Annotated in this window: 12 protein-coding genes; 5 read left to right on the top strand and 7 right to left on the bottom strand. The window is 60.1% G+C overall.

What is annotated here, in order from left to right; translation table 11 throughout:
- Positions 1 to 28 precede the first annotated feature (28 nt).
- The 3 genes from HMPREF2630_RS09080 to HMPREF2630_RS02760 form a co-directional block, all read right to left on the bottom strand.
- Positions 29 to 1,498 (bottom strand): ApeA N-terminal domain 1-containing protein, encoded by a 1,470-nt coding sequence (locus HMPREF2630_RS09080; RefSeq protein WP_143131583.1) that lies wholly within the window; start codon positions 1,496 to 1,498, stop codon positions 29 to 31.
- A 338-nt stretch (positions 1,499 to 1,836) separates the two neighbouring features.
- On the bottom strand, positions 1,837 to 2,736 hold the full coding sequence (locus tag HMPREF2630_RS02765) for a YwqG family protein (RefSeq protein WP_049343549.1): 900 nt from the start codon (positions 2,734 to 2,736) through the stop codon (positions 1,837 to 1,839).
- Positions 2,737 to 3,006: 270 nt separating this feature from the next.
- Entirely contained in the window at positions 3,007 to 4,026 is a 1,020-nt protein-coding gene (locus tag HMPREF2630_RS02760) for an ABC transporter substrate-binding protein (RefSeq protein WP_065425462.1), read from the bottom strand.
- Between the two features lie 353 nt (positions 4,027 to 4,379).
- On the opposite strand from HMPREF2630_RS02760, the gene HMPREF2630_RS02750 reads away from it, so the two are divergent.
- From HMPREF2630_RS02750 to HMPREF2630_RS02740, 3 genes are all read left to right on the top strand, one after another.
- Complete coding sequence (locus HMPREF2630_RS02750) at positions 4,380 to 5,429, top strand: FecCD family ABC transporter permease (protein WP_246822743.1); 1,050 nt, start codon at positions 4,380 to 4,382, stop codon at positions 5,427 to 5,429.
- A 40-nt stretch (positions 5,430 to 5,469) separates the two neighbouring features.
- Complete coding sequence (locus HMPREF2630_RS02745) at positions 5,470 to 6,519, top strand: FecCD family ABC transporter permease (RefSeq protein WP_053088820.1); 1,050 nt, start codon at positions 5,470 to 5,472, stop codon at positions 6,517 to 6,519.
- 232 nt (positions 6,520 to 6,751) lie between these two features.
- Positions 6,752 to 7,435, top strand: a complete 684-nt coding sequence (locus tag HMPREF2630_RS02740) for an integrase (protein WP_070483286.1) — start codon at positions 6,752 to 6,754, stop codon at positions 7,433 to 7,435.
- Positions 7,436 to 7,501: 66 nt separating this feature from the next.
- Here the strand turns inward: HMPREF2630_RS02740 and HMPREF2630_RS02735 are convergent, their stop codons facing one another.
- Positions 7,502 to 8,539 (bottom strand): magnesium and cobalt transport protein CorA, encoded by a 1,038-nt coding sequence (locus tag HMPREF2630_RS02735; protein WP_070483284.1) that lies wholly within the window; start codon positions 8,537 to 8,539, stop codon positions 7,502 to 7,504.
- A gap of 254 nt (positions 8,540 to 8,793) precedes the next feature.
- On the opposite strand from HMPREF2630_RS02735, the gene HMPREF2630_RS02730 reads away from it, so the two are divergent.
- Complete coding sequence (locus tag HMPREF2630_RS02730) at positions 8,794 to 9,489, top strand: S-layer homology domain-containing protein (protein ID WP_070483281.1); 696 nt, start codon at positions 8,794 to 8,796, stop codon at positions 9,487 to 9,489.
- A gap of 343 nt (positions 9,490 to 9,832) precedes the next feature.
- Here the strand turns inward: HMPREF2630_RS02730 and HMPREF2630_RS02725 are convergent, their stop codons facing one another.
- The 3 genes from HMPREF2630_RS02725 to HMPREF2630_RS02715 all read right to left on the bottom strand — a co-directional run bounded on the left by HMPREF2630_RS02725 (position 9,833) and on the right by HMPREF2630_RS02715 (position 12,757).
- Positions 9,833 to 11,125 (bottom strand): adenylosuccinate synthase, encoded by a 1,293-nt coding sequence (locus HMPREF2630_RS02725; RefSeq protein WP_070483280.1) that lies wholly within the window; start codon positions 11,123 to 11,125, stop codon positions 9,833 to 9,835.
- Between the two features lie 252 nt (positions 11,126 to 11,377).
- A complete protein-coding gene (locus HMPREF2630_RS02720; protein WP_070483279.1) occupies positions 11,378 to 11,872 on the bottom strand; it encodes a DUF4870 domain-containing protein in 495 nt (164 codons plus the stop codon).
- Between the two features lie 174 nt (positions 11,873 to 12,046).
- Complete coding sequence (locus HMPREF2630_RS02715) at positions 12,047 to 12,757, bottom strand: hypothetical protein (protein ID WP_070483277.1); 711 nt, start codon at positions 12,755 to 12,757, stop codon at positions 12,047 to 12,049.
- Between the two features lie 472 nt (positions 12,758 to 13,229).
- Between HMPREF2630_RS02715 and HMPREF2630_RS02710 the strand changes: the two genes are divergently transcribed.
- Positions 13,230 to 16,908, top strand: a 3,679-nt coding sequence (locus HMPREF2630_RS02710; RefSeq protein ID WP_371440189.1) for a S8 family serine peptidase, incomplete at its 3' end; no start/stop codon positions are given.

The raw sequence follows: 16,908 nt of genomic DNA, 5'->3' as shown, positions 1-16,908 counted from the left end.
CCTCACCCCCACCTACCACTGCACTGCACTATTCTGCAGGGTCCGGCTCTTGCTCGGGTCCCTGTTCTTCTTTCACATACCCTGCATCGTCCAGAGGGAGAAGATATTTCTCCAATTTATAATTTTTATTGAGTAGACCATTTCGTATAACTTCAGGCTTACCACCAAGCCGTGTTCCAACCCAGGAGATAATAATAATTTTTAGCTTATCAATTGACTCATAAATATTGCCATAATCAATCTCTTCATCACCATAATGTTTTACCGAATTGTAGGAATTATTAATTTTATCAGCCCATTCGGGAAGGCTATGAACAACTTTTCCATTACGTGAATTTTCAAATTTTTTCACATAGGGCAAAACACCCTTTGGAATCTGGTTAATAATATTTTGCAATGCATTATGTAGATAAATTTTACCCCCTCTACCCCCGAGTGATTTATCAGGATCCTCCTGGTATATGTATCGTCCGAGCGCTTCAACACCCAAACAGAGATTAAAGAGCTTATTCTCAACTGTCCCATTGTTCGACCTAACAGTAGACAAAATTGGATTTAGCGCACGGGGATATTTTTCAGAGATTTCAAGCCACTTTCTAACTCCAACAGATTCAATGTCTTTATAGGTAAATACGAATTCCTTGTTATCAACGTCAATATCCTTAGTCGTCTCCCACCGCTCCGAAACAACATTCCTCCACGCAATAGCACCAAAGTCTCCCCTGTCGTTATCGCGAGAGACTGCAATCGAAACAAACCGATGAACACTCCATGAAGAGATCATCAGTAAATCTCTAATAGCATTATGCTCTTTCATACCTTCAATAAACGGAATACTTTCATCACGATATGATTCTAGAACATCGTGAGATTCATATATAACTTTAGTTAAAGAGCTATTAGAAACAACCGTAAAGTTGGATTTAAATTTCAGCCCACTCGACTCATTAATTAAAATCTCACCAGCAGATGAAGCTTTTGTCTCAACCGACTTCACACGAAGCAAGCCATCCACTTCCTCGTATACAGGTCGCGTTTTTATAGTATTCATCTGAAACCACTGCGAGAGATTTTCAATTTCAGTCCTATAACCATTAAAAGAATTCGTCTTATATGCGCGGGAAGAAAAAACTGCTGCCCCTACCGAAATCTTGTGCAGAATCCCGCCAAGATTCTGAAAGACTGAAATGAATTTCTCTTTAAAACCAGAACTCCTGCATTCAATAAGAAGAACCATGCCAAGATTATCAATAAAATACATGTTTTCAGGAACTTCATACTGATATTCTGTTCGCGCTAAGTCATCATCAAAGACAATCTCTTCCGTCCCCCAACGAGCTGCAGGATTTGAAGAGCGCCGGCCTTCTACCGGAATAAGTACATGGACTCGATGCCCCTCGCGCACTAAAGTAGCGGGAATCCCCTTCCCCTCTTCTACATCCTCTGGATACAGCCACCCAACTCGGACCTGGCCTATTTCAAGAGTGTTATCAGACATTTACAACCTCTCTTTCTTGGAGATGAGTAATTGGTAACGAAATTACAGATTGAGTTTTTATGCAAAGGTTATCTATCTCAAGCTGGGTCATATCAGCTGCCATAACAGAAGTTGTTATGACAACTGATATGATGCGCGGTCGAATAGACCGATAAAAATACCCGGTTTTAGCCTGCAATTCCGGGGTTTTTAAGATTCTAGGCGCGAGGAAAATACCGCATCATATCAACATCATCGCAGGATCATAACAACATCATGACAAGTCTTGCCATGATGTTGTTATGACGTTGCGAAGAATAAATTCACAATATTCCTGCATAAAGTTGTACCGCTAAGTTTTAGCCGCAAGCCCACTCAAAGACGACCTGCGAGAAGTCGCGGGCGGCAAGCGCCTCCGGAGTAATCAGCCAGTTCGCCGCACCAGCGTCACCCCACATCACGTACACGCCCTCCTCAGCGTCCTCGCCCCACTCCGATTCGATGGTCAGCAGGTTCACCGTATGGCCGCTCAACTCCTCGAACTCGTCGCGCGGGTCCTCCTGCACGAACGAGGGGTAGCCGCCGATATGCGAGTAATCCCTCTCCTCCGATTCAAAGGGCTCCAGCAGGTTGTAGGAGGCGTCACCGCGTGCGTTCGGTTCCTCGGGCAGCTTCTGGTCCGGGTACATCTCGTCCCAGGCGTCAGCAAACTGGTCGTAGATTTCGAAGCCGCCATCCAGGAAGCCCTGCTCCCAGGGCTCGAAGGCAAGTGCGTACTCAACAACCTCCTCAGCGGTACCCTTGCCGTCACGACCAAAGGGCCAGCCGTAGTCGTCCCAGTTCACGGTCGGGAACGGGGCATCCGGGTTCGGCTCACCCAGCGTCTCGTAGTAGACAACGCGGTGGTTCTTCTGCGAGAGCGGGTTCTCGTAGTCGTAACCCCACAAGCATTCTTCGTCGTTCGGGTTAATCCAGAACTGCAACATACCGGTCGCCGGGTAAATGTCGTTCTCGGGCAGGTCGGCGCAGTTAATCTGCGCGATCATGCCCAGCGGCTTACCCTTCTCATTGGTCGGCGGCAACTCGCCCGCGGGCAGGTACGGGCGGCCACCAAACTTGGATGCGGTCTGCGGCAGCGGGGCGTCGGGGAGGCTCACCTTCAGGCGGATTGCCTGCTTGCGGGCGCCACGCTCGTTGAGTGCGTCAATGACGCGGCGTGCCTGCACCAGGGTCTCTTCGGAGGGCTTGTTCTTCGGCATTGCGTGCTCGTTTCGTCGGTGAATCAATCGGTGTGTAAGGTTTCAGTGTGTCAGGCGCGGGCAACGGTACCGCTACGCCTTCTACCCCCATTAGACCCTATTTCGGGCGGGCGCGCACCAATTCTGGTCACGAGCGCATCCGGCGGGCAAAAACGCTGGTGCAGAGCGTGCAGAAAGCCCCGCCTCCTCACCCTCATGCGCGGGCATGAGAGGTAAGAATGCGGGGCTTCTCAGCGAATCTCTACGAATCTCTACGAGAGGCTAAAACCTTTAGAGTGCCTTCTCGATGGTCTCCAGAACACCAAGCGCGGCAGCCGGGCCAGCGTTCAGGAAGAACATGTCAGAATCCACGCTGTGCGCGTGCTTCTCGGTGACAGCCTTGAGGGTGCTCCACAGCGCCTCACCGGTCAGCTTGGACTCGTCGCCACCCTGCACGCCGTAGAACAGGTAGTCGCCGTCAGCCTGGTCGAGCTGCTCGGAGCTCAAGTCGATGGAGGTCTTCTCAACCTGCGCAGTTGCGGGGCGTGCCAAGGATGCATCCGCGCAGATGGAGCCTACGAACGAGGACTTCGCGAAGATGCGGGTGCGGTCAGCGGAAGTGTACAGGAAGGAGAAGGTCTTCTCGCTGCCAGCCTTCTGACCGACCGACTTCGCCTTGGTGTTGTACTCCTCCATGAGCTTCTCAGCCTTCTCGGTGGTGCCCAGCGCGGCGGCAATCAGCAGGAAGTCCTGCTTCCAGTTGATGCCGGTGCCCTCGGTGACCACGGTCGGGGCGATCTTGGCGAGGGACTCGTACACCTCGTCCTTCTTGTTGGTGTTGTTGATGAGGATCAGGTCGGGCTTGAGGTTCGCGATAGCCTCAACGTCCGGGTCGGTGCGCTTGCCGACCTTGGCGATCTTGTCGAGCTCTGTGGACTTATCGGAGAACTTGGTCTTCAGGTAGGTGGGGACCAGGTCGGCGTCACCGGCGGTTGCCGCGCCGACGGGCACGACGCCCAGGGAGAGCACGCCGTCGAGCTGTCCGGTGGAGAGAATCACGACCTTGGAGGGTGCGGATTTGATGGTGGTTTCACCGCGGAAGTGCTTGACGGTGCGGGGGAATTCGCCGTCAACGGTGGTGGTGCCCATGCCGGAGGGCAGCGCGGAGGGTGCCACCTTCTTACCGGTCGCCGCAGCGGACGCGGAGGAAGAGCCGGAAGTGTTGGAGGAGCCGCATGCCGCCAGGGCCAGGGCGCCGAAGGAGCCGAGTGCGAGAGCGCCGAAGGAGCGGCGGGTGATCTTGTTCGTCATATTTGCCATGCATATTAGGATAGCCTCATCTAAACCTGTAGGATACTAAAGGCTCAGATTTTATTGCATATCTCACGTTTAGGACTGCCTGAACATCGCAATAATTCACCCTCACTTCCTGTACGGTAACCGCACGACAACCCACAAGCAGCCACGATGACACCACAGAACACCGCAGCCACCCCGGCAAGCGCCCCGCGCGCACCACGGCCTACCGCGCCGCCCCCAGCAAGGAATCCATCGCGGCGGTTCGGGCGCTCTCCGGCTCCTCCGACCAGCTCGGCGGCAAGAACGGTAAGGGGCCGTCTATCTCGCGCGTCACCATCGCGCTCATCCTCGGATGCCTGCTGCTCGTGTTCCTCTGCGCTCTCTCCTTCGCGGTGGGTTCGCGCATGTTCGCCCTGGATAGGTCCGTCGATGGCTTCCTGAACCCGGACGCGAACACCATCGAGTCCAAGCTCATCTGGGCCAAACGCGCACCGCGCACCGCCGCGGCGCTGCTGGTGGGCGCGGCCCTGGCGGTATCGGGCGTGCTCATGCAGGCGCTGAGCCGCAACCCGCTGGCCGAGCCGGGCCTGCTGGGCGTGAACTCGGGTGCGGCCGCCTCCGTGGTCGTGGGCGTGGGCGTTTTTGGGGTGTCCTCCCCATTCGTGCAGCTGTGGCTGGCCTTGCTGGGTTCCGGCGTGGCCGCAACCCTCGTCTTCATGATGGGCCTGGTCGACTCCAAACCCAACCTGGACTCGACGGCCCGCCTCGTGCTGACCGGCGTGGCGGTCAACGCCTGCCTGGGAACCATTACCGGCGTCATCACGATGTTTAACTCCAAGGCCTTCGACTCGCACCGTTTCTGGGTGGTCGGCTCCCTGGAGAACCGCACCTTTGAGCAGGTGTTCTCGGCCCTGCCGTTCGTGGCGGTGGGCCTGGTGCTTTCCTTCATGCTGATCGGCCCGCTGCGCGCGCTGGCACTCGGCGAGGATGCGGCCGCCGGCCTGGGCGTGCCCGTCACCCTGGTGCGCGCCGCGACCATCGTGGCCATCATGGCGCTCTGCGGCGCCTCGACCGCAATCGCCGGCCCCATCGGCTTCGTGGGTCTGGTTGTTCCCCACGTCATCCGCCTGCTGGCCGGCGCCGATATCGGGCGGGTGCTGCCGCTCTCGCTCGTGTACGGCCCGGTGCTCGTGCTCGCCGCCGATATTCTGGGCCGTGTGCTGGTCATGCCCAGCGAGCTTGAGGTGGGCATCGTGACCGCGTTCATCGGCGCACCCGTGCTCATGCTCCTGGTGATGCATCTGAGCACCGGTTCGAGGGGCGCGAAGAAGAGCCGCATGGGCGCGAAGGCGCAGGCCCACGACGAGGCGGGCCCCGCCCACTCCCCCGAGCACGGCCACAGCCCCGTATTCTAGACTCCCGTTCGGCGCAACGATTTAGCGTGGTGAAAGACGTATGAGCACTGTTTCAATGTCCTCCCGCACTGCGGGCGGGCGCATCCGCATCCCGGGACGCTACCGCACCCCGATTCCCCGCACCCTGCTGGTGGTGGCACTCATTCTGGTGGTGGCCGCCGCATCCCTGATCTATGGGAGCTACGAGATGACCCCCGAGCAGGTCTTCCGCCTGATATTCCAGGGCGAGGGCACCGAGATTGAACGTCAGCTGGTGCTCAATCAGCGACTGCCCCGCATGCTCGCGGCCCTTGTCGTGGGTGCGGCCCTGGGCCTGTCGGGCGCGATTTTCCAGTCGGTGTCGCGCAATGCTCTGGGTTCGCCGGATATTATCGGCTTCACGGTGGGCTCCGCGACCGGCGCCCTGTCGGTGGTGCTCATCGGCCCGTTGGCCGCAACCGGCGTGGGCATGGGCATGGGCGCCATCCTGGGTGGTTTCGTGACGGCGGCCGTGGTGATGCTATTGGCCGGCCTGGGCGGCGGCGCCACGATGGGTCAGAAGATGGTGCTCATCGGTATCGCGGTGAGCGCGATGCTCAGCTCCGTGAACGACTACCTGATTACGCGCGGCGACCTGGAGAAGGCCGAAGCCGCGAAGACCTGGCAGCACGGTTCGCTCAATGCCATCTCGTGGGGGCAGATGGAGGTGCAGTCCGTCATCCTGGTGATTGCGATTCCCCTGATTTTGATGCTGACGCGCCGCCTGCGCACCCTGGAGCTCGGCGACGACCTGGCGGCGGGTCTGGGCCTGCCGGTCAGGAGGAGCGTGAACCTGCTGGTGGCCGCCGCCGTGTTGCTGGTGGCTATTGCGATTTCCGTCGCGGGCCCGATTGGCTTCCTGGCGCTGATTGCCCCGCAGCTGGCGCGCCGCTTCTGGCGCACGCCGGGCACGGCCATGTGGCATTCGGCCCTGATGGGTGCGGCAATCCTGGTGCTGGCCGATTTTGTGGCGGCCCGCGCGCTGGCGCCCTTCCAGATTCCAGTGGGCCTGGTGACGGGTGCGATTGGTGGCCTGTATATGCTGTGGTTGCTGAACCGTCAGCGCCACTAGCCTTCGCCGCAAACCACGAACCTGTAACGCGCCGCCGGGTGCCTCTCAGCGAGGTGCCCGGCGGCGCGTTAAATATTTTCTAGATTTACCCGGGGGTAAAACAAAGAACGCTTATCGTGTCAGGGGTCGCTCATAGAGTGTAGGTGTTGGAAGGGACGATCCTTCCGGCCGAGCACACCGCCTCCCGCGGTGTTGCCAGCGGATTGATTCAGCATCTACGGAAGGAACGGTCATGGAAAATACCACTCGCGAGGGCCAGTACGCACAGGCGCAGATTTCTTGCACTGCCGATGAGCAGCTTCGCTGTGATGAGGAGTTCAACTGGCTGATGCAGTGCGGCACCGTGGTGCGTATGGAACGCTTCGACGTGGAGGAGTTCCGCACCGTTCTGGAGCAGCTGGTTGCCGAAGGCTCGTGCTTCCGTACCGCGCCGGTATCCTCGACTATGGGCCGCGTGATGCGTCAGCTGACTCAGGGTGCTTCCGGTTACGAGGCGAACCTGACTGAGCTTCGTGCGGCAGCGCAGAACGCTCTGCTGTTCGTGTTCCCCCTGGAGAAGGACCTGGAGATGTGCCTGCGCTTTGAGCGTGTGCAGGGTACCGGTCTGGCGCTGACCCGCCTGGGCGTGAGCCCAGTCAATGGTGACCTGTGGGTCAAGCACTGGGCCATGCGTTCTCTGGAGTGCACCGGCGCGGTATTCGCGGTGGAGTCCGCTCCGGGTGCCTGCAATTTTGAGCTGCGCCGCAAGACGTTCTACGCAATGCTCACGATGGTTGAGCTGTCCACTTTGGGGCTGTCGGCTGAACCGAAGGACTTCTCTATGTTTTTCGATCCGAAGGCTGTGTGCACCAAGTTCAAGCGTGAGCGCCGCGATTGCCGCCGCGCGATGCGTGCCCAGTACGACCGCGCCGCGTAAGGCATGTGTGTATGCCTTATGCGGCATACGCGCTTAAAGGCCTAGCCAATAGTGTTTTGTGGGCTGTTAGAGCCACTTATTCTTCTTGAAGAACCAGTAGAGGAGCAGACAGGAGACCAGCATCAGCAGCAGGGCCGCCGGGTAGCCGAACTCCCACTTGAGCTCGGGCATGACCTCAAAGTTCATGCCGTACACCGAGCCAACAATGGTGGGCACCATGAGTAGCGCCGCGTAGGCGGAGATTTTCTTGGTGTCGTCGTTCTGTTGCTGTCCGAGCAGGGTGTCGTGTACGCGCAGGGCGTTTTCGAGGGAGCTGCGAAGGTCTTCGAGGCGTTCTTTTGTTTGGGTTACGTGGTCGAGCACATTACGGAACTGGCGGGCAAGTTCCACAACTTCGTCTTCGACTTCGCCTTGGCTTGCACCCGGGTAGGGTGAGGGGTCGAGCGCGCCGGTGCGCATCCCTTCGATGATGCGGCCAATCATGGATTCGAGGGGTCGGCAGGCTCGCTGGAAGTCAATCACCTGGTTGAGTAGCTCATAGATGCGCTGCGCCAGGGGGTTGGCGTCTTGGCGGTCGTGGGCGGAGAACAGGATGTCTTCAATCTCGTCGTTGTCGTTTTCGAGTCCGTCAAGCACGGGGGCGTACCCGTCGACGGTGCTGTCGAGGATGCGGTGTAGCAGGCGGGCCGGTGAGGCGTCCGGGGTGCCGAAGAGCAGGTTGTATTGCTCGCCGATTTTGCGGTCGCTACGCTGGGCGTCTTTGACGAGCACGAGGATGTAGCGGGGGCCAACGAAGAGGTGCAGCTCGCTCAGGTGCACTTCCTCTTCCTTGTCCAGGTAGACGGCGGGGCGGATGACCGCGAAGAGGGAGTCTCCGTAGCGTTCGAGCTTGGCGCGCTGGTGGCCGCGGGTGGCGTCTTCCACGGCGAGTTCGTGCAGGTTGAAGGTGTGCTGCAGTTCGTGTAGTTCGTGCACGCTCGGGTTGGCGTAGGTGAGGACGACCGCGGCGTGCTTGTCCGCGTAGGCGCGGAGGGTTTCTTCCTCGGTGGCGCCCAGCTGAGGGCGGTCCGAGCTCGGGTAGATAGCTCCGGTGATATAGGACATCGCTTTTCTCCTCTGAACGCACTAGCACCACTTTTGTGGCCCTTACCCAGCATACGGGATACAACTCACCCGGTCATGCGGTGGCTCAGGGGCGGCGGGGCGAGAGCGTCGTCGTGAGTCGTGGATTTTCTTTGAACAATACTCGAGCTTGCAGGGTTTCAACCTTCCCTTGAGAGTCAAGAAAGACTAAACTTCTAGTTAATAAGACTGGGAATGTCTTAGACCAACCACTATTTTCTTTTGAGGAGTCAACGATGCTGTTGAAACCGTTTGCGAGGGGTGCGGCGTGCACTTTTGCCGCCGCTTCTCTTCTGTTGTCCGCAATGGTGCCCGCTTCCGCGGCGCAATTGCGCCCGAAAACTTTTTCTCCTTTTCCGGGCGATGAACTGGAAGTTACCTGCATTAACGAGTCTGAGTACAATACCCCGGGTGATTATCAGGATAAGGTGATTGCTTGGGCGGAATGTACCGGGCTTATTACTCACGGCCGCCGTCTTTATCTTCAGAAGAATAAGAATGTTCCCCAGCCTGCGATGACTCGTGGGCAGCTTCTTGAGTTTCTGTACCATTTGAAGGGCCGTCCCGAAGTAAAGGATCTTCCTGCTACTTCGCCGTACAGCGATATTTCGACCAATGACCCGCACTACCCTATTGCCATTTGGGCCACCCGTGAGGGTATTACTACCGGGTGGGGGGATGGAAAGTTCCACTACAACGAGGTAGCTTATGAGGCGACTGAGGCTCTCTTCCTTTACCGGATGTACGGCAAGCCTCACGTGGACCTTACCCCCGTCCCCGAGGATTTCAAGCGTTGCGTACAAGAGGGCGGAGATATACATAAAGCATATAGCTGGCTGGGTTGGACACCTCAATGCGGATATGACCGTGATGTTGAGTTCATGACATTTCTATCTGTTTTGCGAGATCTTGACCAGCGCGGAATTTTATAAATTATAAGGAAATAAAGATAGGCTCTGAATATTAATAATTTCAGAGCCTATCTTTTATATATTAAAATTCAACTTTTGTACCCGGATATTCATTCAGCTCATATTTTTGCCCATATATTTCTTCGGGTTATTTTCAATATCGTACATTCCGTACCGCGCGACGAATCCATGAGGTGATATCCATGTATCCTGCACGCCGCGGGTCAAAGTGAACTTTCCATGGGTAATTCTCAGGATGCGCCTTACGATACCCGCCATAGACAACACCACCGACTACACAAAGCCCCCAGCCGGTACCGTTCAGGCACCTTCCGGGGGCTTTCGCGTATTGAGCTTTTGAGGCTTAGTCCTCGTTGATGAGGTCGCGAACCACAATGGTCTGGTCGCGGTCCGGGCCCACACCAATCGCGGAAATACGGCAGCCAGAGAGCTCCTCCAGCTTCAGCACGTACTTGCGGGCGTTCTCGGGCAGCTCATCCAGGCTCTTCGCATCCGAAATGTTTTCGGTCCAGCCGTCGAAGTACTCGAAAATCGGCTTAGCGTGGTGGAAATCGGTCTGGGTCATCGGCATCTCGTCGTGACGCACGCCGTCCACATCGTAGGCCACGCAGACCGGAATCTTCTCCAGGCCGGTCAGCACGTCCAGCTTGGTGATGAACAGGTCGGTGAAACCGTTGATGCGCACGGCCTGGCGTGCCAGCACGGAATCGTACCAGCCGCAGCGGCGGGGGCGGCCAGTGTTCACACCGAACTCGCCGCCGGTGGTGCGCAGGTAGTCGCCCATCTCATCGAACAGCTCGGTCGGGAAGGGGCCGGCACCCACGCGGGTGGTGTACGCCTTCTGGATACCGATCACGCGGGTGATGCGGGTCGGGCCCACGCCCGAACCCACGCAGGCGCCGCCGGCGGTCGGGTTCGAGGAGGTCACGAACGGGTAGGTGCCGTGGTCCACGTCCAGGAAGGTGGCCTGGCCCCCCTCCATCAGCAGGGTCTTGCCCTCGTCCAGCGCCTTGTTCAGCAGCTGGGTGGTGTCCACGATCATGGGCTTGAGGCGTTCGGCGTAGGACATGAAGTACTCGACGATTTCCTCAACCTCAACGTGGCGGCGGTTGTAGACCTTCACCAGCAGCTGGTTCTTCTGGCGCAGCGCGCCCTCAACCTTCTGGCGCAGGATGGATTCGTCGAGGATGTCCTGCACGCGCACGCCGAGGCGGCCAACCTTGTCCATGTAGGCGGGGCCGATACCGCGGCCGGTGGTGCCGATGGCGCGCTTGCCGAGGAAGCGCTCGGTCACCTTATCCATGGTCTGGTGGTAGGGTGCCACCAGGTGCGCGTTAGCGGAAATCTTCAGGCGGGAGGTGTCAGCGCCGCGGGCCTCGAGGCCTTCGATCTCTGCGAAGAGAGCCTCGGGGTTCACGACCACGCCGTTACCAATCACGGGGACGGCGTTGTCGCTCAGAATACCGGCGGGCAGCAGCTTCAGCTCAAACTTCTGGCCGTTCACCACCACGGTGTGACCGGCGTTGTTACCGCCGTTGGGCTTGACCACGTAGTCTACGCGGGGGCCGAGCAGGTCGGTAGCCTTGCCCTTACCCTCATCGCCCCACTGGGCGCCCACAATCACGACAGCTGACATTTTGTGCTCCTTGAAAGCTTCGAAGAGACGCACCGGATTTCACGGCGCGGCGGCGTCCCATCATCCGTAGAGTGAATGTGGAGTGAATAGGCACACCTCTTCCCATGATACCGTGCCGCTCCCTTTAAGTCCCACGGCCCGGGCCTTAAATATCGGCTCAGTGCAGGAAACAGCGCGACGCCCCCGCCTGAGTGTTCGAGGCGGGGGGCGTCGCGTGGGAGTGGCACGTGCGGGCGGGGTGCCCGCTACGAGCTATCGAATGATCTTGATGAAGGTCATCGGGTACTCGTACAGGTCGCAGCGAGCAGCTGCCATGGCGGCCAGCGAGTGGAAGACGACCATCAGGATGGTCACCACCAGGGGCACCACCCACAGGATGAGGCCGAGGATGCCGAAGGTCAGCACAATCGCCAGCCAGGCGGCGGCGCTAATGACCCACAGGGAGAAGTTGAAGTTGAACGCGCGGCGGGCGGATTCCTTCGTGAAGTTGTAGCCGGGCTTGTCCTTGTAGATGAACCACATCACGAGCGGAGCAATCACGCTCAGGGTTGAGAAGGACAGCAGCGAGAGAACGGCCGAGGCCAGGTGGGCCAGAATCGCCATATTCTTATCGTCCGCCGAGGAGGGGGCGAGAGTGTAGGAATCCTGCGGGTAATAGTTCTGCTGGTAACCGGCCTGGTAATCCGGTGCCTGCTGGCCATAGGGAGGCTGCTGAGGTTGGTTGTACTGGTCGGGGTACTGCGACATTGTCTTCGTTCTTTCTTTAATCAATGAGCGAATACGGCGGGGAGGGGCGCCCATCCGGTGCCCCCGGAGCCCTTATGATGCCTCCACCCTATCAGCGCAAGGTAAATAGAGCGTTAACCTCGGTGGGATGGCGGATAAAAACTTCACGGCTCGCCGGGTTTACAGTCTGCGGGGTTAGCCGATATACACGGGGTAGTACCAGAACGCGGGAGCTTCCTCGGCGTTCCAGCGCTGTTCCCTCACCTCGGAGTATTTCTTGCACACCTTGCTGATGGCCATAATCAAGAAGACGAACCAAAGAATCACCGGAATACCAGCGGTGCTCATCGCCAGGATAACCCCAAGAAAGGAGAGTGACACGGCCACCTGATTATCAAAGGGATAGATGATCAAAGCGTCAATCAGCGGGTTGCAGAAGACTACGATGGCGAAAAAGAGCCATGCGCCGCGGGTTATTTCCCAGGTGGTGGGGGCGCCGTCGGGGTACAGCGCATCCACCTCGCGAATATAGCCGACCGTTCCTTCCGGTAACCGCTGGTTGGTGGCGGCGCCGGGGCCCTCCATGGTGCTCTCGGGGGCGGGGCGGATGCCCGAAATATCCTGAATGTGCATCCGCTGGAGGGAGGGGTCGGGCGTGCCAAAGATTGGCGTGGGCGTCACCTTGAGGGTGGGGGTGTAAGAGTAGACTCCCGGCTCCCGCTCCGGCGCGCTCTCGGCGGCCGGTGACGCGGTGCCCTCCGAGGCTTGCTGCGAGGAAGCTTCGGCCGGGGCCTCGCCATTCCCCAGGGAGATGTTCATGTAGCTCGGAACGGGCAAGGAGTCGTCCCACAGGGGCTGGTAGGACTCTTGCTCTTTTCGAGGCTGCTGCGAAGTGTGCTCGGTCATCGCAATCTCCTTCGGCGGTGGTCGTAACTTAATCCTATCCCTGCCACGTGTTTGCGCAGGTGGAACACTTTTTAGTGCGCGTATATTACGCGGATCCATCGGATCCAGAACGCGAACGCCGGAGGCGGGCTCCCCGCCCGGCCCCGGTTCCCTTCGACACCGACGGTTCTTCTTTCACCATCCCACACGGACCTGGCAGAACTCTCAATGTTCACAATGTGTCATGAGAGTCTATTTTGTGGCGCGCACAACCCAAAATCCCCTTATCAACCCCTTAAAGGTGTATTGTGGTTCACATCTGAGGGTTTATTCTCAGGTATAACCTGCGGGACAACCCGCACCATATTCACAAACGCCTCCCAGAAACACCACGGGAGCCAAGCAAAGGAGCACCGTGACCACCACCGACTCCCCCAACCCCCGCGGCCGGTCGCATCGACGCCGAATCGGCAGCGGGCTACTCACCCTCAGCATGGCGCTGAGCCCCCTGGCCGCACTCGGCGGCACCGCCCAGGCCGCCGAAGACCCCGACGCAATCAAGCAGCAGGTCATCAGTGACAGCATGAAGAACGCCAGCGGCACCGTGACCGCCTTCGTCCGCTTCAAGGGTAAGGGCGCCTTTGAACAGACCCAGCCCGCAGGCGTACGCGCCGGCACGCAGGCACCCGTCAACACCAGCTCGCAGGTGCAGGCCATCGCCTCCCAGGTGCAGAGCCAGGCACAGCAGGTCAGCAGCCAGTCCGGCGCGCAGGTCCTCTACACCACCCACAACGCAGTACGCGGCGTGGCAGTGCGCGGTGACGCAGAGTCCATTAGGGCACTCGCCAGCCGCCCCGACGTAGAGAAGATCTCCCCGATTCTGCCCAAGTACCGCCAGAACGCGGGCGCCGCCATCGACGCAGGCTCCCTCGCAACCTGGACCGGCACCACCAACCCCGCCGGCGCGGGCGGATACACCGGCAAGGGCGTCAAGATTGCCGTCATCGACTCCGGCATCGACTACACCCACACCGACTTCGGCGGTAGCGGCAAGCTCGAAGACTACGAGAAGGCATCCAAGCTCACCGAGCTACCCTCCGCAGACTCCGGACTCATCAACCGCACCAAGGTTGCTGGCGGCTACGACCTCGTCGGTGACGCCTACGACGGCAGCAACACCGCAACCCCCGACGGCAACCCGCTCGACTGCACCACCGGCGGCCACGGCACCCACGTGGCGGGCACCGCGGCAGGTTACGGCGTGAACGCCGACGGCACGACCTTCACCGGTGACTACAGCAAGCTCACCGCAGAGCAGCTCAAGACCATGAAGATCGGCCCCGGCGTCGCCCCCGACGCTGAAATCTACGCCTTCCGCGTCTTCGGTTGCAGCGGCAGCACCAACGTGGTGATCGAGGCGCTCGACCGCGCCCTCGACCCCAACGGTGACGGCGACTTCTCCGACCGCGTGAACGTGGTCAACATGTCCCTCGGCGGCGAATTCTCCCCGCAGGATGACCCCGAAGCCTACGCCGTTGACGCGCTCACCCGCGCCGGCGTGCTCTCCGTGATCTCCGCGGGTAACGCCAACGACTACAGCCTGCGCGGCGACACCTACTCCAACTCCGGTCACCCCGCCACCGCAGCCAGCGCAATCACCGTAGCTAACGCCTACGGCTCCACCCGCGCCGTCGATGCGGCAGAGCTGACCGACCCCGCCACCGGCACCACCCGCAAGGTACGCGGCGATTACAGCGTCTCCTACCCCTGGGCACAGGCAGGTAGCAAGGAATTCACCGGTGAACTCACCGCAATCTCCGAGAACAACCGCTATGCCTGCAACGCCCTTAGCGCCGACGAAGCGGCAGCTGTAAAGGGCAAGTGGGTGCTCATCGACTGGGCCGAGGCCGACGGTGAACTCGCCTGCGGCTCCAAGGTGCGCTTCGACAACCTGCAGGCCGCAGGCGCCAAGGGCGTGCTACTCGCCGGTCACGACGAGGAGCCCGGCCTGGGCATCGCCGGTAACGAGACCCTGCCCGGCTTCCGCCTGGCAGCCTCCGCCGCTAAGGACCTGCGCACGCAGATTACCGCGGCAGAAGCGGCCGGCAAGCCTCTGACCGTGCGCCTCGGCAACGAGCTGAAGTCCTCCCTGCGCGTGGACACCGGCAAGCTGGATCAGCTGAACCCCATGAGCGCCCGCGGTTTCCACGGCAGCTATGGCTACACCAAGCCCGATATTGCGGCGCCCGGTTCGTACATCACCTCTGCGGCGGTGGCGACCGGTAACGGCTCCGTGACCTTCAGCGGCACCTCCATGGCCGCCCCCTACGTGACCGGCTCCGCGGCCCTGGTCATTCAGAGCCACCCGAGCTACACCCCCGCACAGGTCAAGTCGGCCCTCGTCAACACCGCAACCCACGATGTGCGCACCGAATCCGGTGACGTCTACGCGGTGGACCGCGTGGGTGCCGGACGCGTGGACACCCTTGCGGCCGTGCAGTCGAAGTCCCTGGCCTACAACGCCCAGAGCCCGAACACGACCTCGGTGAGCTTCGGCGTGCTCGAGTACGCCCCGGATGCCGGCGTTCAGACCCTCACCCGCGAGGTGACGGTGGAGAACACCGATTCCGCCGCGCACACCTACGCGCTGTCCTACGCCCCCAGCACCAATATTCCCGGAGTGGAATACTCGTTCCCCGAGTCCGTGACGCTGGCACCCGGTGAAACCAAGAACTTCACCCTGAGCGTGCGCATCGACCCGTCCAAGCTGGAGAAGACCCGCGACCCCGCGGCAGACGTCACCCAGAACGCGACCGACTACTACACCGGCGTTGAAACCGTTCCGGCGCAGTACCGCCAGTACATCGCCAGCGCCTCCGGCCGACTCGTTCTCGCCGAGGACAACGGCCAGGACCTGCGCGTGCCCATCCATGTGGCACCCAAGCCCGTCAGCACCATGCACGCCGCCGACCGAGCCCTGACCTTCTCCCAGAAGCCCTCTAGCGAAGAGGCTCAGAAGGCAGACACCGGCTGGCAGAAGACCCCCGTCACCCTCAAGGGCACCGAGGTCAACCAGGGCGGCTACCGCTCCCTGCTCGGCGCCTTCGAGTACGGTGCGAGCGTGGACCGCGTGGCCCCCACCTCCCTGTCGCTGAACAGCAACGTCAAGGCGAACCTGCAGTACGTGGGTGCTTCCTCGGATGCTCCCGCGCTGAAGGCCGCCGGCGGTAACGCCGACGACGGTACCCTGCGCTTCGGCATCTCCACCTGGGCCAACTGGGATGTTGTCTCCTATGAGAACACCTTCACCGTGGAGATTGATACCGACGGCAATAACCGCGCCGACTACAAGCTGGTCACCGACCGCGCCAAGGGCCTGGACTTCCCGCTGGTTCGCCTCTACGGCTACAAGAACGGCAGCCTCGTCGAGCTCGCCTACTACCCGCTCAACGGCGCCTGGGGCGATACGGACACCAACATGATGGACACCAACACCCTCGTGATGGGTGCACCCCTCAAGGACCTGGGCCTGACCAGCGCAAACAACCCGGATATCCAGTACCGCGTCAGTGCCACCACCCAGTACGAGTGGGGCAACGTCAGCGAAACCGGCTGGATCAAGTACCGCCCCTTCAGCCCCAAGCTATGGTTCAGCGGCGACTCCTCCTCCGTGACAGGCCTCTTCCCGGACGCCCCCGGTAGCTCCCTTGAGGCGCACCGCTCCGCCGACGCCCTCCCCGCGCTCGGCGAGTCCGGCACCCCCGCAAAGGCACTGCTGTTGCACCTGCACAACGGCACCGGCGACCTCTCGGGCGTGAACGGCGCAACCGGCGACCGCGCCGAGGTGCTGAACGTCAAGGAGCAGCAGGACGAGTACATCACCCCGTCCCGCTTCACCGACGTGAAGAGCGGCGACCAGTTCTACACCGAGATTTCGTGGCTGGCTCAGCGTCGCATCACCACCGGCTACCCGGACGGCACCTACCGCCCGCTGGAGTCCGTTGAGCGCGGCGCGATGGCGGCGTTCTTCTACCGCATGGCAGGCTCGCCGCAGTTCACCGCCCCGAGCACGCCCAGCTTCTCGGATGTGCCGACCACCCATCCCTTCTACAAGGAGATTGAGTGGATGAAGGCCCGCGGCATCACGACCGGCTGGTCGGACGGCACGTTCC

The organism is Rothia sp. HMSC072B03, from assembly GCF_001809565.1.
Taxonomy (GTDB): Bacteria; Actinomycetota; Actinomycetes; order Actinomycetales; family Micrococcaceae; genus Rothia; species Rothia mucilaginosa_A.
This window is presented reverse-complemented; position numbering and strand designations above follow the sequence as displayed.

Bases quoted from the DNA above. Each gene is read 5' to 3' on its own strand.
- HMPREF2630_RS09080 (WP_143131583.1), bottom strand. From the start codon at position 1,498: ATGTCTGATAACACTCTTGAAATAGGCCAGGTCCGAGTTGGGTGGCTG.
- HMPREF2630_RS02765 (WP_049343549.1), bottom strand. From the start codon at position 2,736: ATGCCGAAGAACAAGCCCTCCGAAGAGACCCTGGTGCAGGCACGCCGC.
- HMPREF2630_RS02760 (WP_065425462.1), bottom strand. From the start codon at position 4,026: ATGACGAACAAGATCACCCGCCGCTCCTTCGGCGCTCTCGCACTCGGC.
- HMPREF2630_RS02745 (WP_053088820.1), top strand. From the start codon at position 5,470: ATGAGCACTGTTTCAATGTCCTCCCGCACTGCGGGCGGGCGCATCCGC.
- HMPREF2630_RS02740 (WP_070483286.1), top strand. From the start codon at position 6,752: ATGGAAAATACCACTCGCGAGGGCCAGTACGCACAGGCGCAGATTTCT.
- HMPREF2630_RS02735 (WP_070483284.1), bottom strand. From the start codon at position 8,539: ATGTCCTATATCACCGGAGCTATCTACCCGAGCTCGGACCGCCCTCAG.
- HMPREF2630_RS02730 (WP_070483281.1), top strand. From the start codon at position 8,794: ATGCTGTTGAAACCGTTTGCGAGGGGTGCGGCGTGCACTTTTGCCGCC.
- HMPREF2630_RS02725 (WP_070483280.1), bottom strand. From the start codon at position 11,125: ATGTCAGCTGTCGTGATTGTGGGCGCCCAGTGGGGCGATGAGGGTAAG.
- HMPREF2630_RS02720 (WP_070483279.1), bottom strand. From the start codon at position 11,872: ATGTCGCAGTACCCCGACCAGTACAACCAACCTCAGCAGCCTCCCTAT.
- HMPREF2630_RS02715 (WP_070483277.1), bottom strand. From the start codon at position 12,757: ATGACCGAGCACACTTCGCAGCAGCCTCGAAAAGAGCAAGAGTCCTAC.